Source organism: Rudanella lutea DSM 19387, assembly GCF_000383955.1.
Taxonomy (GTDB): domain Bacteria; phylum Bacteroidota; class Bacteroidia; order Cytophagales; family Spirosomataceae; genus Rudanella; species Rudanella lutea.
The window spans coordinates 5,518,841-5,533,006 of sequence record NZ_KB913013.1; the positions used below are offsets into that span (position 1 = coordinate 5,518,841).

Below are 14,166 nucleotides of genomic sequence, written 5' to 3' on the forward strand. Positions count from 1 at the left end.
GGGGCGATACACGTTTAGGTGAAGTAGGAATAAAGGGCTTAGCGCTTGGGGTCCTCAAAGTTATCGTAGTAGGTAAAGTCCTTTGTGATTTTACCGTTCTCTATGGTAAAAACGGTACAGATCGGAAGTTCAAATTTGGTGCTGTCGGGTGCCGTGCCTGATGAGACAAACTCAACAATAACGTGTTTCTCGCCGGAGGGGTACATTTGCGCAATCTCGTCTTTCACGTCAGGAAACATTGCCTCCAGCTCTGAGTACTTTTTTATAGTCTGTTGTCTTGTCTGTTTTACAATCCCTTGCCCAAAAGAGGGATCTTTAAAGTCGGCCACATCGGTGTACAACGCTGCCATCTTATCCCATTCATGCTTGTTGAAGTACTCGTAAAACTGACGCACGATTTTTTTATTTTCGGTAGCGGTTGTACTGCTTGACGTTTGATTGTCACAAGAAAGCAGGGCGATTGCCCCAAAAACTGTCAGTAATAGAGGCTTCATGGCTTCAGGATTTAGTTGTTTGGCTAACATACTAAAAACAGACGAAATACAAACCGCTATCTTTAATCGAGTCTAACCGAACGGATGGGTCACTGGGATTTAGCGATTCCTTACGTAGGGGCCTAACCAAAAAAAGCCCGGCATCCAGTAGACGCCGGGCTTCCGATTATCATCTCAGAGGTTTACTTCAGATCAAAACGGTCGAGGTTCATTACCTTGTTCCAGGCCGCTACGAAGTCTTTTACAAACTTCGCCTGTGCATCACTGCTGCCATAGACTTCGGCCACGGCGCGAAGCTCGGAGTTAGAACCAAACACGAGGTCGGCGCGGGTGGCCGTCCAGCGGGGTTGGCCGGTAGCGCGGTCGGTGCCCAGGTAAGTCTCCTTGCTGTCGTCCATCGCTTTCCAGGCGGTGTTCATGTCGAGCAGGTTTACGAAGAAATCGTTGGTGAGTTGGCCGGGGCGGCTTGTGAATACGCCATGCTTCGAGCCATCGTAGTTGGCGTCTAAGGCCCGCAAACCGCCTACCAGCACCGTCAGTTCAGGGGCCGTCAGCGTTAACAGTTGCGCTTTGTCGATCAGCAATTCTTCGGTAGCAACGCGCACTCTTGTATTGCGGTAGTTGCGGAAGCCATCAGCTGCCGGTTCCAGATAACCAAATGACTGGACGTCTGTCTGCTCCTGCGAGGCATCTGTGCGGCCCGGTGTGAAGGGCACCTGAACGGGTTGACCGGCGTCGGCTGCGGCTTTCTCAACGGCTGCGCAACCCGCCAGCACAATCACATCGGCCAGCGATACTTTCTTGTCGCCCGTCTGAATCGCGTTAAATTCCTGCTGAATGCTTTCCAGAATACCCAGCACTTTTTGCAGACGGGGCGGGTTGTTCACGGCCCAGTTGCTTTGCGGAGCCAACCGGATGCGGGCACCGTTGGCACCTCCGCGTTTGTCGGACCCCCGGAACGTCGAGGCAGACGCCCAGGCTGTTGTAACCAGATCTGATACGCTCAGACCCGATGCCAGAATGTTTGCCTTCAGGGCTGCTGCGTCGGCTTCGTCGATCAGCGCATGGTCAACCGCTGGTACGACATCCTGCCAGAGCAGTTCTTCGGCCGGCACTTCAGGACCCAGGTAGCGGGCACGTGGACCCATATCGCGGTGGGTCAGTTTGAACCACGCACGGGCGAAGGCATCAGCGAACTCGTCGGGGTTTTCCAGGAAACGACGCGAAATTTTTTCATAGGCCGGATCAAACCGCAGCGAGAGGTCGGTGGTCAACATGGTTGGCTTGTGCCGCTTGTTGGGGTCGTAGGCGTCCGGGATAATTTCGGGACCATCTTTAGCTACCCACTGATGCGCTCCACCGGGGCTCTTGGTCAGTTCCCACTCAAAACCAAACAGGTTTTCAAAGTAGTTGTTGCTCCACTTCGTTGGCGTGGTGGTCCAGGTCACTTCGAGGCCACTCGTGATGGTATCGGGGCCTTTACCGCTGCCGTAGCTGTTGGTCCAGCCAAAGCCCTGCTCTTCAATCGAAGCGGCTTCCGGCTCTTTCCCTACGTGGTCAGACGAAGCGGCTCCGTGCGTTTTACCGAAGGTGTGTCCACCAGCAATCAGCGCAACGGTTTCTTCGTCGTTCATGGCCATACGGCCAAAGGTCTCGCGGATGTCGTGTGCAGCCGCTACCGGATCAGGGTTGCCGTCTGGGCCTTCGGGGTTCACATAGATCAGGCCCATGTGTGCCGCTCCCAGCGGGTCTTCGAGTGGGCGTGAGTGTTTGGGTCGGCCGGGGTCTTCGTCCGACGATACCACGCCGTGGCCAGCCACACCTGGTGAGCCTTTGCCATAGCGAGCATCATTACCGAGCCAGGTTGTTTCAGAACCCCAATATACATCTTCCTGCGGCTCCCAAACGTCGGCGCGGCCACCGCCAAAGCCAAACGTTTTGAAACCCATCGACTCCAGTGCCACGTTACCGGCCAGAATCATGAGATCGGCCCAGGAGATCTTCTGACCGTATTTCTGCTTGATAGGCCACAGCAACCGACGCGCTTTATCAAGGCTTACGTTGTCGGGCCAGCTATTGAGCGGAGCAAAACGCTGCATACCGGCACCGGCTCCCCCACGACCATCACCCACGCGGTAGGTGCCTGCGCTGTGCCAGGCCATACGGATAAACAAACCGCCATAATGCCCGAAGTCGGCGGGCCACCAATCCTGCGAATCGGTCATGAGTGCGTGCAGATCCTGCTTCAGGGCGTCATAGTCCAGATTCTTAAACGCTTCGGCATAGTCGAACGATTCGCCCAGTGGGTTCGACAGCTCCGAGTGCTGCCGCAGCGTATTTAGTTTCAGTTGGTTAGGCCACCAGTCCTGATTGCGGGTACCGCCACCAGCTATCTGCTTCAATTGACCGCTCATGAACGGACATTTTGCTACGTCTCCGTTGAGCGCGTCGTGGTGATGACCGTTTGCTCCATTAACCTGGTAGCTGTTTGTAGTTTCTGATGGGTTCATTTGCTTAATCGTTTTTTTGAATGTGTACGACCCGGATAGAAAAGCCGAGCATTGAAAAGAACTCGATTCTGAGCCGTCCGGTAAAATTATGCGCTTACCAATTATTCCGCTACAAATCTGCCATTTCTATCTTTATAGATCAAATTAATATTTTCTATACTAATATCTAATTTATCTATATTCTATTAGTTACTCTAATCGGCGGGTTTACTGGCTACCTTTAATTCTACCCATACAAGCCCAGTTATCAGGAGGGCTTCAATCGTGAAATAACTTATATCCCAGTAGCTTAACGCCGGGAAGTGATAGGCTACAAGAGCCAATGTGATGCAACCATACAGGCCGTTGGCAAAGCTGATGGCTCTAAGATAAAGTTGCCAGTTTGGCCCAACCCGGCGGGCGCAAGCAAACGAATAAACCGAAAACCCACCGGCCGCCCACATGAGGCCTCTCACAATAGGGCGTGGCAGATGAAAGTATTCGTCGAACGGGTATGTAATCAGCAGAAGCCCGGCGGCTGTAAGTAAGGCGCCCAGGCCATCGATCAGAAAAAGCCGGTTAGGATGTCGGTACAGCGTTTGGAGTAGAGGGGCGCACATAGATGCCTTGCAGGAGCCTGGTTTACAAGTTTACGCTAAATACACCCGAAATGATTTGGTTTGTCGGCTAATTTATCTTTTACTTTGCAAAACAAAGTTCTTTTTATTGGTGCAATGTTTAACCGCATGGCAATTACGTTTTTACTGAGTCAGCTATACCATCAGGCCAAACAAAACCGCTGGATGCGGTATTTCACGGGGTTCAACCGGGTGGCCCTGGCGCTCGGTTTTTTGCCGTCAGGGTATGTAAAAATTGCGGGGGAGCGGTTTACGTCGCTGTCGAACAACCACCCGATGGGGCATTATCTCGAAGCCCTCTTTCATACCGGTTACTACTACACGTTTATCGGTGTGGCGCAAATGACGGCCGCTGTCTTGCTGCTTATTCCCCGAACCGCCCTGTTGGGAGCCTTGCTGTATTTTCCCATCATTCTGAATATTTGTATTCTGTCGTTTTCGGTGCGGTTCGATGGGTCGCTGGTATCGTCGCCGTTGATGGTGCTGGCCAATCTGTATCTGCTTTGCTGGGATTACGACCGCCTGAAGGTCATTCTCCAGCCCGACTCCCGTACGGTACTGGTCAATCGCTCGAAAGGGCTTTCAAACGAGTTTCCCCTTGCCTTTTTTGCGGGTGTGCTGGTTACGGTGGTTACGGTGGGCTTTACCGTATTGAACCTGTTTGACATGAAACCGTACAACACCCTGAACGACTGCCAGCAGAATTGTCGGGATAGCCGTAACCCAGTGGCCTGTGCCGAGTTCTGCGATTGTATTCATCGGCAGGGGCAACCGCTCAACCGTTGCCTCGATGCGTACAACCGGGCAGTGGCGGCTCAGGCTAAATGACGTCAGTTGTGGATAAGATGCGGTAGCCAATTTCCATGACTCACGTTAAATAGAACATGAGTAGCTCCCAAAAAGTAAGAAGACACGGTCCCTGTTCTTTACCCCATACCTCTCGATCTGGGATTTGCCGGATCGTTGGTCGGCTTTCCGTCGCTACGTATCATGCCAAAATCACACAGTGCAGAATGGATGAGCGATGCTCTGACAATCAATTGTTAGTTGCATTATCCATTATCCACTATCCAGTACACACTATTCATTCACGTATGGCTTTCCGTGTTGCCTTTATCCAATACCTTCTTGTCTTCATAGTTGCTATGGTTGGACTCACCCGCCCGGCCGTAGGGCAAGCGCAACGAGCGGTCGAAATTCGGCGGTATGCCGTGGAGCAGGTACAACAGGGCGTGGCGGTCGACAAGGCGTTTTTCTACGTCATCAACAATCATTCGCTGACCAAGCACGACAAGAAAGACGGACGGCAGGTGGCGGCCTGGCAAGACAGTACGGGCCTGCTCAAGCACATGAACAGCGGTCTGGTGCGGGGCAATACCCTCATTTGCACGCATTCAAACTATCCCGATGTACCCATGAGCAGTTCCATTGAGGTGTTCGATACGCGCACGTTGCGGCACGTAGATACCCATAGCTTTGGGCTCATGCCCGGCTCCGTAACCTGGGCCGACTTTTACCGGGGCCATTGGTGGGTAGCTTTTGCTAATTACTCCAATAAGGCGTCGGCCGAGGGCCGCGACAACCGCTGGACCATGCTGGTGAAGTACACGCCCGACTGGAAAGCGGTCGAATCCTGGACCTTTCCGGCCCCGGTGCTGCAAGCCTTTGCGCCTTACAGCACCTCGGGCGGCAGCTGGGGCCCCGACGGACTCTTGTATTGCACGGGGCACGACAAACCCGAGATGTACGTGCTCAAACTGCCCGACCGGGGCTCGGTGCTGCAACATGTGAAAACGATTCCGACGGTGAGCGAGGGGCAGGCTTTTTCCTTCGACCGGAGCGTGACCGGTGCGCTGGTGCTGTACGGTATCACCCGCAAAGGCAACGAGGTTATTGTGTCGGAGATTCGGTAGATAGAATCGTTGCTAACCCAACTCTGAACTACTAACTCATAACTAATTCTACGTGCATGTTTCGCACCATTGAGTTGTCGGATTCCCGGTTTGAACACGAGGGCCTTCGTTATGTTACGGTCAAAACGCCAAACCTGCGCGGGCGGGGCGATATTACTTTTTGGTCGCCTGAAGGAGCCAATGCCGACACACCCTTGCCGCTCGTGATTTTGCTGCACGGCGTGTACGGCAGTCATTGGGCCTGGAGCCTGAAAGCGGGTGCTCACCGTACCGCCGACCGGCTTATGCAGGCGGGTCAATTGCCGCTGTTTCGGTTAGCGATGCCCTCCGATGGCCTTTGGGGCGATGGCAGTGGCTACCTGCCGCACAATGGGTATGGGTTCGACCGCTGGATTATCGACGATGTACCGGCGGCTTGTCCGGGCGCGGTTTCGGCCTGTTTCGTCGCGGGGCTATCGATGGGCGGATATGGTGCTTTACGACTCATGGCCCGTTATCCCGATCAGTTCCGGGCGGCTTCGGGACTGTCGTCCATTACGGAACTGGCGCAGATGGCCGATTTTGTCGAAGAGCCTCTCGACTTGTACCGGCAACCCGACCCGGCCGACGAATCGGTGGGGGCGTTGCTGCTGCGCAACCGTGACCAGCTACCCCCGTTCCGGTTCGATTGTGGCACCGACGATACGTTGCTTGCCGCCAATCGGACTCTGCACGAAACGCTCCGACAGGCCGGTATTCCGCACGAATACGCCGAGTACCCCGGCGGGCACGAGTGGCCGTATTGGGAAACGCATCTGGAAGATACCTTGCTGTTTTTCGGACGGTATATGTAGCGCAAAAAGCGATGCGCAGAACAGAGATGACATCTTGTTTGGAAAGATGTCATCTCTGTAGCTAAATAGAAAAAAGCATTTTCCCGACACCTTGCTTGGGCGAGGGATGTCATCTTGTTCAGAAAGATGACATCGCATGGGGGCATATCTCCAAAATCAACTTACACCAGTTGCGGGGCGGCTTGCTGAGCTAGAGCATCGCGCACTTGGGCGGTCAGCTCAAACGACCGGAGCCGGGCCGTGTGGTCGTAAATCTGAGCCGTGGTAATCAGCTCGTCGGGTTGCGTTTGGGCGATAAACCGTTCTAAACCCTGTTGCACCGTTTCGGGAGCACCCACAACAGCGTAACGGAGTGCCTGATTAATACCGGCCTGTTCGGCCGCGTAGCTGAGCAGTTCGGGATGGTCGATGGGGGGAGGCAGTAAGCCCGGCGTACCCGTTCGGAGATTGATAAACTGTTGCTGTACCGACGTAAACAGTCGTTGGGCCTCGGCGTCGGTATGGGCAGCTACTACATTAATCGCCAGCATCAGATACGGTTTTGCCAGATTTTCGGACGGTTTGAACTGGCTCCGGTATATGTCGATGGCCTGCATGAGCGCGTTGGGCGCAAAGTGCGACGCAAACGCAAACGGCAAACCCAGCAAGGCTGCTAACTGTGCCCCGAACAAGCTCGATCCCAGAATCCAGACGGGCACGTTCAGCCCCGCGCCGGGTACCGCCCGAATGGCCTGATCGTCGGCTGCGGGCTGAAAATACCGCTGTAACTCCACCACATCCTGCGGAAAAGTATCGGGGCCGGTCAGGTTCCGGCGGAGGGCCCGGGCCGTGAGCTGATCGGAGCCGGGTGCCCGCCCCACGCCCAGATCAATCCGGTTGGGGTAGAGTGAGGCCAGAGTGCCAAATTGCTCGGCAATAACCAGCGGGGAGTGGTTGGGGAGCATGATACCTCCCGAACCAACCCGAATGGTTTGGGTACCGCCAGCCACATAGCCGACAGCCACGGCTGTAGCGGCACTGGCCACGCCGGTCATGTTGTGGTGCTCGGCCAGCCAGTAGCGGTGGTAACCCCAGCGTTCGGCGTGTTGAGCCAGATCGAGTGTATTGCGGAGGGCTTGTGCGGCTGTGCTGCCCATCGGAACGGGAGCCAGATCAAGTATCGAAAACGGAATGGATGCCATGATTGGAAACACAAAAACGGTCGTTGAGAAACTAACCCGTTTGGCAATGGCCAGTCGGGTGTGTTACCGGATAACATCAGGCAGGGGCGAATGAGTGCCCGACGTTACGGAACCGAGTCGGCAGAAAGGGGGAGGGGTGAGGCTTCTCCCGATCATCGACCGGGAGAAGGCCCGCATTCTAACCTATGAAGACTAAATTGACCGGATACGAATCCAGACTATATACGTCGACAAAGAGGAATAAGGCTATTGGGGTAGTATTAAATAAAATTTTTATCCCTAAGCAACTGATCTGTTGTTGCTTGGATGTGACTATATAGATCAAATGTATAATGAGCCTGTAGGTCGCTTATATTTGCACCCCTATTTTCAAATTAACTCACGTATGAGAACACTCGCTTACATCTTAACAGGATTATGGCTCGTGGTTTGTGGCCGTGCTTATGCACAGGATCAGCAGGTTACGGGTCGGGTGGTTAGTAAAACCGACGGGCAGGGGTTACCCGGCGTCAGCGTTCTGGTGAAAGGCACCACCACGGGTACCGCCACCGATGCGAACGGTGACTTTCAGCTCAATGTGCCGAGCGGGGCAGTGCTCCAGTTCAGCATGATTGGCATGACGAGTCAGGAGGTGCCGGTGGGCAATCAGACGGTTATCAACGTTCAATTGGCCGACGATGCCCGTGCTCTTGAAGAGGTGGTTGTGGTAGGCTACGGCACGCAGCGTAAGATAGACGTGACGGGCTCGGTGGCGCAGGTAAAAGGCGAAGAACTGGCCCGCCAGCCGGTGTTGTCGGCCACGCAGGCCCTACAAAGCAAGGTATCGGGGGTGCAGATTATCAACTCCGGCGCACCGGGACAGGCACCTACCGTCCGGATTCGGGGAACGGGCACGCTGCTGGGCGGGGCCGACCCGTTGTACGTAGTCGATGGGATCATTACCGAAGACATTCGGAACATCAACACGGCCGATATTACCTCGGTCGATGTGCTCAAAGATGCATCGGCCACGGCTATCTATGGGGTGCGGGCGGCCAATGGGGTCGTTTTGATCACAACCCGGCGCGGTAAAACTGGCGCACCCAGCGTGACCTACGATGGGTATGTGGGGATCAGAACTCCCGCCTACCGGGTGCGCATGGCCGATTCGGAGCTGTTTGCCACGTACAGCAACGAGGCTGTTCGTTACGATAATCCCACAGCTCCGCTGCCGTTCGACCCGGCTACGGCTGCGGCTACCAACACCGATTGGTTCAAGGCGATCACCCGCACGGGCTTCCAGCAAAATCACGCTCTCTCGGTGAGTGGTGGCACCGACCGGTCGACGTACCTCTTCAGCGCAGGCTACTTTACCGAAAAAGGGATTTTGAAAGGCTCAGACTATAACCGCCTGACTTTGCGGCTCAACAATGAATACACGCTGACACCCGCTTTCAAGCTGGGCCATAACCTGAGCTTAGCCAACGACAACTCGAACCTGACCGGTACCAGCGACCCCGCCCTGCCCAGTACGGCTGCTTTTTCGGCGTTTACCAATGCGTACAAGCAGGCTCCGACCGTGCCCGTGCGCAATGCCGACGGCACCTATGGGTTTACCTCGCGCAACAACGTGGCAAACCCCGTTGCTCAGCTCGATTACACCAATTACCGCTCACGCGGGTTGCGGCTGCAAGGCTCGTTTTACGGAAATCTGACGGTTTTCAAGAAGGTAACGCTGCTCTCCAACTTTGGTATTGAGAGCAACGGCAGCCGGGCCTATACCTACAACCCGGTGTATCAGGTGTCGTCGAATCAGCGCAATCTGACCAGTACGCTCAACACGGGCCGGTCGAATAGTGCACGCTGGTTGTGGACCAACACGGCCGAATACAACAACACGTTTGCCGAAAAGCATACCGTGAAGATACTGGCCGGTTACGTGGCCGAGCGGTTTCAGGACAACATTCTGAGTGCAGCGCGGCAGGATGTACCCCCGCAGTCGAACTACTTCTATCTGAATACCGGTAACGCGTCGACGGCAACCAACTCGGAGTCGGGCAGTATTCAAACCCGGCAGTCGTACATCGGGCGGGTCAACTACAATTATTCTGACCGGTATCTGCTCACGGCTACGGCCCGTTACGATGGGTCGAGCAAGTTTCCGACAAATAACCGCTGGGGATTCTTCCCGTCGGTGGGTGTAGGCTGGGTTCTTAGCGAAGAGCCATTCCTGCGTGGCAAAACCCCGTTCGATCAGCTAAAGGCCCGCGTAAGCTGGGGTAAAACCGGTAATGATCGTATCAGCCCCAGTGCGTTCTTGTACACCATTGCCAGCGGTCTCGACTATGCGTTTGGCGCGAATCAGACCCTGCAACAGGGCCGCACGATTACCAACCTGATCGACCCGAACCTGCGCTGGGAGGTGACCACCGGTACCGACATTGGGCTGGAGTTTGCCCTGGCCCGCAATCGCCTGACGGGTGAGTTGACGTACTACAATAAGCGAACGACCGACGCCCTCTTCACGCGCCCGATCGACGCCATTTTTGGGGATGTCGACGGCTCGTACCTGACCAATGCCGCCAGTGTGCGCAACCGTGGGTTTGAGTTTGCCCTGAACTGGCGCAACAATGCCACCAACGGATTTTCGTACAACGTGGGGGTCAATGCGACCATCAACCGCAACCAGCTTGAAGATGTACAGGGTGGCCTGCCTATTAATGAGGGTGGTCTGGGCAACGGACAGTTCACGACCCGCACCGCCGTGGGGCAGCCTATCGGGAGTTTCTGGGTATGGCAAACCGATGGCATTTTCCAGACACAGGAGGAGGTGAACAACACCCGCGCTAAAGTTCAGGGTACGAAGCCGGGCGATTTCCGGTACGTAGACCAGAACGGCGATGGCGTTATTGACGACAACGACCGCGTGTTTGTGGGCTCGTATCAGCCCAAGCTGTATTTTGGGGTGAACGGCGGGTTTACCTACCGCAATTTCGACTTCTCGACGGACTGGTACGCCAACTTTGGCAACAAGGTGTACAATGGTAAAAAGGCCCAACGCTTTGGTAATGAAAACATTGAAGCGTCGAGGGCCGACCGCTGGACTCCCACGAACCCCAGCACGACTGAGCCGCGGGCCAGCAACGCCGTGCCCATTGCATCGACGTACTATGTGGAGTCGGGGTCGTTTTTCCGGGTCAACAACGTGACGTTGGGCTACACCTTACCGCGCGAGCTGGTATCGAGCCTGAAAGTTAGCCGGGTTCGGTTCTACGTAACGGCCCAAAATGCCCTGACGATCAAAGCGTTTTCGGGATACACTCCTGAATTGCCCGGCTCTAACCCGCTCAATGCCGGTGTCGAGTTGAGCACGTACCCGGTCACATCGGCTTATCTGGCAGGTCTGAATATTGGCTTTTAAGTAAACAACGCAGATGAAAACGCTTCAAAAAATTCTAACCTACGCCGGTGTTGGCGGTCTTCTGGTTGCGGGTGGGTGTTCGCAGTCGTTTCTCGACGTACCCCCGCAGGGTCAGCAAACACCCACGGATTTCTTTTCGAGCAATGCCGACGCGGCTACGAGTCTGGTCAATGCGGTGTATGCCAAAATGGTCGACTGGAACTTCCACTCGTTCTCGTGGAATGGCATCACAAGCATTGCCTCCGACGATGCTGATAAGGGAAGCTCGCCCGGCGATACTGGCACTGATAAGGATCAGCTCGATAACTTCACGTTTACCCCGTCGAGCATTTCGTTCAACGAGGTGTGGGGTGGGCATTATGAGGCCATCGCCCGCGCCAATCAGGCGCTGGACAACCTGCCCGCGTTGAGCATCAACGATACGCTCAAAAACCGGCTCATTGGCGAAGCCAGTTTTCTGCGGGCGTACTTCTACTTCAATCTGGTGCGTGCGTTTGGGGGGGTACCGCTGATTACCAAAGTCGCCGATCCAACCAGTCAAAGCGATATTCAGAATGGGCGCGTGCGGGCCACAGCTGCTCAGGTGTACGCCCAAATCGAGACCGATCTGAACACGGCTATTGCCAACCTGCCCGAAAAATCGCAGTACAACGCGGCCGATTTGGGTCGGGCGTCGAAAGGAGCAGCCAAAACGTTGCTGGCTAAGGTGTCGATGTACCAGAAAAAATGGGATGTGGTGCTCCGGCTTACCGACGAGGTGATTGCCTCCGGGCAGTACTCGCTCTTGCCAAACTATGGCGAACTCTGGCGTGAGTCGTCGGAGAACGGTGTTGAGTCGATTTTTGAGATTCAGGGCCGGGGCGTAACGCCCAACAAGGGGGTACAGGGGTACTTTGAGTCGCAGGGGGCGCGGGGCGAAAACGGCTGGGGCTGGGGTTTCAACACCCCCTCTGAAGACCTTTTCAAAGCCTACGAAACAGGCGATACACGCCGGACAGGCACCATCATCGAGCGAGGAACGACCCTATGGGACGGCCGGGTGGTGAGCCCCAACGCCGAAAACCCACGGTATAACTACAAAGCATACGTGAGCTTCACCCGTGAAACGAACAACGGAAACACCTGGGAAACGGGTAAAAACGTGCGGGTGCTGCGGTATGCCGAATTGCTGCTGATGAATGCCGAAGCCGCCAATGAGCTGGGGCAGTCGGCCAAGGCCCTGACCGCGCTCAACCGGGTTCGGGCGCGGGCACGGGGTGGAGCTACGGGCGTTTTGCCCGACCTGACCACTACAGTTCAGACTAACCTCCGGCAGGCTATCTGGCGCGAACGCCGGGTCGAGCTGGCCTTTGAACATGACCGTTACTTCGATTTGGTACGTCAGGGGCGGGCCGCCGAGGTGTACCGGGCACTGGGTAAAAACTTTGTGGCTGGTAAGCACGAGCTGTTCCCGATCCCACAGCCGCAGATTCAGCTCAGCGGGGGGCAACTAACCCAAAATCCGGGGTATTAAGGGGTTTTTGGTTCATGGTTTTGGGTTGTTTGTCAGATTATGTGAAAATTGTGTAGTTCTGGTCTGTGCGGTCCGACGGGTCGGCCGGAGGGCCGACAGGCCAGAGCTACAAGGATACCGAATCTCCACAAAAATTGTCAGACAGCCAGATTTTGCTCAACTTGTTAGCTGACAGAGATGACATTTCGTTTGGAGAAATGTCATCTCTGTAGTTTATGCTCGGCTGACGGCTAGCTCAACTCCCCCTTTATTTCATGAAGCAACTCCTTATTTTATTGCTCCTCAGCGGCTGTGTTCAGTTGGCGCGCTGCCAGTCTCGACCGCAAACGGTGGCCCCGACCACACCGGCGTTTAGCCTGTCGGGGAGCGATGCGACGTTTCTGGATAGTCTGCAACGCGACACGTTTCGGTACTTCTGGGAGACCACTAACCCCCAAAACGGCCTCGTGCCCGACCGCGCCCCGACCAACTCATTTGCCAGTATTGCCGCCGTGGGCTTTGGTCTGACTTCGTACCTTGTGGGCGTGGAGCGGGGGTACATCACGCGGGTGCAGGCGGCCGAGCGAACCCTGCAAACGCTCCGTTTCTTTGCCAACGCACCTCAGGCTGAGCAGGCTGCCGGGGTGGCTGGTTACAAAGGATTTTTCTACCATTTTCTGGATATGAAAACCGGCACCCGCTTCAAACAGGTCGAATTGTCGACTATCGACACGGCGCTGCTGTTGGGCGGGATTCTGAGTGCGCAAACCTATTTCGACGGAAACACACCCGCCGAAACAGAAATACGTCAGTTGGCCGATCTGATCTACGGCCGCGCCGACTGGACTTGGTTTTTGAACAAAGACAAGTTTGTGTCGATGGGCTGGCACCCGGAGTCAGGGTTTATCAAAAGCGACTGGCGGGGCTACAACGAAGCCATGTTGTTGTATGTGCTGGCGCTGGGGTCGCCTACGCACCCGCTAGAGCCGGGCGTATGGCAAGCCTGGACCCACTCGTACCCCTGGGCTACGTTCTACGACCAGCCACACGTCAACTTCGACCCCTTGTTTGGGCATCAGTATTCGCACGTCTGGATCGATTTTCGGGGCATCAAAGACGAGTACATGCGGGGGCGGGGTATCGACTACTTCGAGAATTCGCGCCGGGCAACTTACGCCAATCGCGCCTATTGCATGGCTAACCCCGGCCGCTGGCAGGACTACAGCTCCACCATTTGGGGGCTTACTGCGTGCGACGGCCCGAAGGACACGCTTGTAAACGGCAGGCAGTTTTTCTCGTACCGGGCGCGGGGAGCCGCCAGCACACAGATTGTGGACGATGGCACCATTGCCCCTACGGCTGCGGGTGGGTCGATGGCCTTTGCCCCCGAAATTTGCCTGCCTGCCCTCCGGGCAATGAAAACCCGCTATGGTGCAAAGCTGTACGGCCCGTACGGTTTCCGCGACGCCTTTAACCCGACATACCGGTACCGGGCGTTGTCGGCCAATGGGTCTACTGCACAGGGCTGGTTTGATATCGACTACCTCGGCATCGATCAGGGGCCAATTTTGCTCATGGCCGAAAACCTGCGTTCGGGCTTTATCTGGAAACTGATGCAGAAAAATCCGCACATCCGGCGGGGACTTGTGAAAGCAGGCTTCACGGGCGGCTGGCTGGGGCAGTAAGAGCAGTCCTGTAAACGAAAAAGCGTCTGGTTGGACTATCA

Annotated in this window: 10 protein-coding genes; 6 read left to right on the plus strand and 4 right to left on the minus strand. The window is 55.5% G+C overall.

The genetic code is table 11. From position 1 onward, the window contains the following. Window positions 1–38: 38 nt before the first annotated feature. From RUDLU_RS0122650 to RUDLU_RS0122660, 3 genes are all read right to left on the minus strand, one after another. Entirely contained in the window at window positions 39–494 is a 456-nt protein-coding gene (locus tag RUDLU_RS0122650) for a nuclear transport factor 2 family protein (RefSeq protein ID WP_019990725.1), read from the minus strand. 182 nt (window positions 495–676) lie between these two features. Next, window positions 677–2,908, minus strand: coding sequence for a catalase/peroxidase HPI (katG, locus tag RUDLU_RS0122655; protein ID WP_019990726.1), 2,232 nt, complete (start codon window positions 2,906–2,908; stop codon window positions 677–679). Between the two features lie 290 nt (window positions 2,909–3,198). Continuing rightward, window positions 3,199–3,603: a hypothetical protein gene (locus RUDLU_RS0122660; protein ID WP_019990727.1), complete on the minus strand. Its 405-nt coding sequence runs from the start codon at window positions 3,601–3,603 to the stop codon at window positions 3,199–3,201. Between the two features lie 126 nt (window positions 3,604–3,729). Here RUDLU_RS0122660 and RUDLU_RS0122665 point away from each other — a divergent pair, with 126 nt between their 5' ends. The 3 genes from RUDLU_RS0122665 to RUDLU_RS0122675 all read left to right on the plus strand — a co-directional run bounded on the left by RUDLU_RS0122665 (window position 3,730) and on the right by RUDLU_RS0122675 (window position 6,367). Further along, on the plus strand, window positions 3,730–4,449 hold the full coding sequence (locus RUDLU_RS0122665; protein ID WP_044130765.1) for a DoxX family protein: 720 nt from the start codon (window positions 3,730–3,732) through the stop codon (window positions 4,447–4,449). Window positions 4,450–4,715: 266 nt separating this feature from the next. Beyond that, complete coding sequence (locus tag RUDLU_RS0122670) at window positions 4,716–5,534, plus strand: hypothetical protein (RefSeq protein ID WP_245581703.1); 819 nt, start codon at window positions 4,716–4,718, stop codon at window positions 5,532–5,534. A 56-nt stretch (window positions 5,535–5,590) separates the two neighbouring features. Next, window positions 5,591–6,367 carry an alpha/beta hydrolase gene (locus RUDLU_RS0122675; protein ID WP_019990730.1) on the plus strand — a complete coding sequence of 259 codons (777 nt, stop codon included), beginning with the start codon at window positions 5,591–5,593 and terminating at the stop codon, window positions 6,365–6,367. 161 nt (window positions 6,368–6,528) lie between these two features. Here RUDLU_RS0122675 and RUDLU_RS0122680 read toward each other — a convergent pair whose 3' ends face one another. Further along, window positions 6,529–7,548: an LLM class flavin-dependent oxidoreductase gene (locus tag RUDLU_RS0122680; protein WP_019990731.1), complete on the minus strand. Its 1,020-nt coding sequence runs from the start codon at window positions 7,546–7,548 to the stop codon at window positions 6,529–6,531. Window positions 7,549–7,933: 385 nt separating this feature from the next. Between RUDLU_RS0122680 and RUDLU_RS0122685 the strand changes: the two genes are divergently transcribed. From RUDLU_RS0122685 to RUDLU_RS0122695, 3 genes are all read left to right on the plus strand, one after another. Then, window positions 7,934–10,948 (plus strand): SusC/RagA family TonB-linked outer membrane protein, encoded by a 3,015-nt coding sequence (locus tag RUDLU_RS0122685; RefSeq protein ID WP_027303311.1) that lies wholly within the window; start codon window positions 7,934–7,936, stop codon window positions 10,946–10,948. A gap of 13 nt (window positions 10,949–10,961) precedes the next feature. Further along, entirely contained in the window at window positions 10,962–12,461 is a 1,500-nt protein-coding gene (locus tag RUDLU_RS0122690; protein ID WP_019990733.1) for a RagB/SusD family nutrient uptake outer membrane protein, read from the plus strand. 254 nt (window positions 12,462–12,715) lie between these two features. After that, window positions 12,716–14,125: a glucoamylase family protein gene (locus RUDLU_RS0122695; protein ID WP_019990734.1), complete on the plus strand. Its 1,410-nt coding sequence runs from the start codon at window positions 12,716–12,718 to the stop codon at window positions 14,123–14,125. Window positions 14,126–14,166 lie beyond the last annotated feature (41 nt).

Coding starts and splice junctions, on each gene's coding strand:
- RUDLU_RS0122685 (WP_027303311.1), top strand. CDS start 7,934: ATGAGAACACTCGCTTACATCTTAACAGGATTATGGCTCGTGGTTTGT.
- RUDLU_RS0122650 (WP_019990725.1), bottom strand. CDS start 494: ATGAAGCCTCTATTACTGACAGTTTTTGGGGCAATCGCCCTGCTTTCT.
- RUDLU_RS0122690 (WP_019990733.1), top strand. CDS start 10,962: ATGAAAACGCTTCAAAAAATTCTAACCTACGCCGGTGTTGGCGGTCTT.
- RUDLU_RS0122665 (WP_044130765.1), top strand. CDS start 3,730: ATGGCAATTACGTTTTTACTGAGTCAGCTATACCATCAGGCCAAACAA.
- RUDLU_RS0122675 (WP_019990730.1), top strand. CDS start 5,591: ATGTTTCGCACCATTGAGTTGTCGGATTCCCGGTTTGAACACGAGGGC.
- RUDLU_RS0122680 (WP_019990731.1), bottom strand. CDS start 7,548: ATGGCATCCATTCCGTTTTCGATACTTGATCTGGCTCCCGTTCCGATG.
- katG (WP_019990726.1), bottom strand. CDS start 2,908: ATGAGCGGTCAATTGAAGCAGATAGCTGGTGGCGGTACCCGCAATCAG.
- RUDLU_RS0122660 (WP_019990727.1), bottom strand. CDS start 3,603: ATGTGCGCCCCTCTACTCCAAACGCTGTACCGACATCCTAACCGGCTT.
- RUDLU_RS0122670 (WP_245581703.1), top strand. CDS start 4,716: ATGGCTTTCCGTGTTGCCTTTATCCAATACCTTCTTGTCTTCATAGTT.
- RUDLU_RS0122695 (WP_019990734.1), top strand. CDS start 12,716: ATGAAGCAACTCCTTATTTTATTGCTCCTCAGCGGCTGTGTTCAGTTG.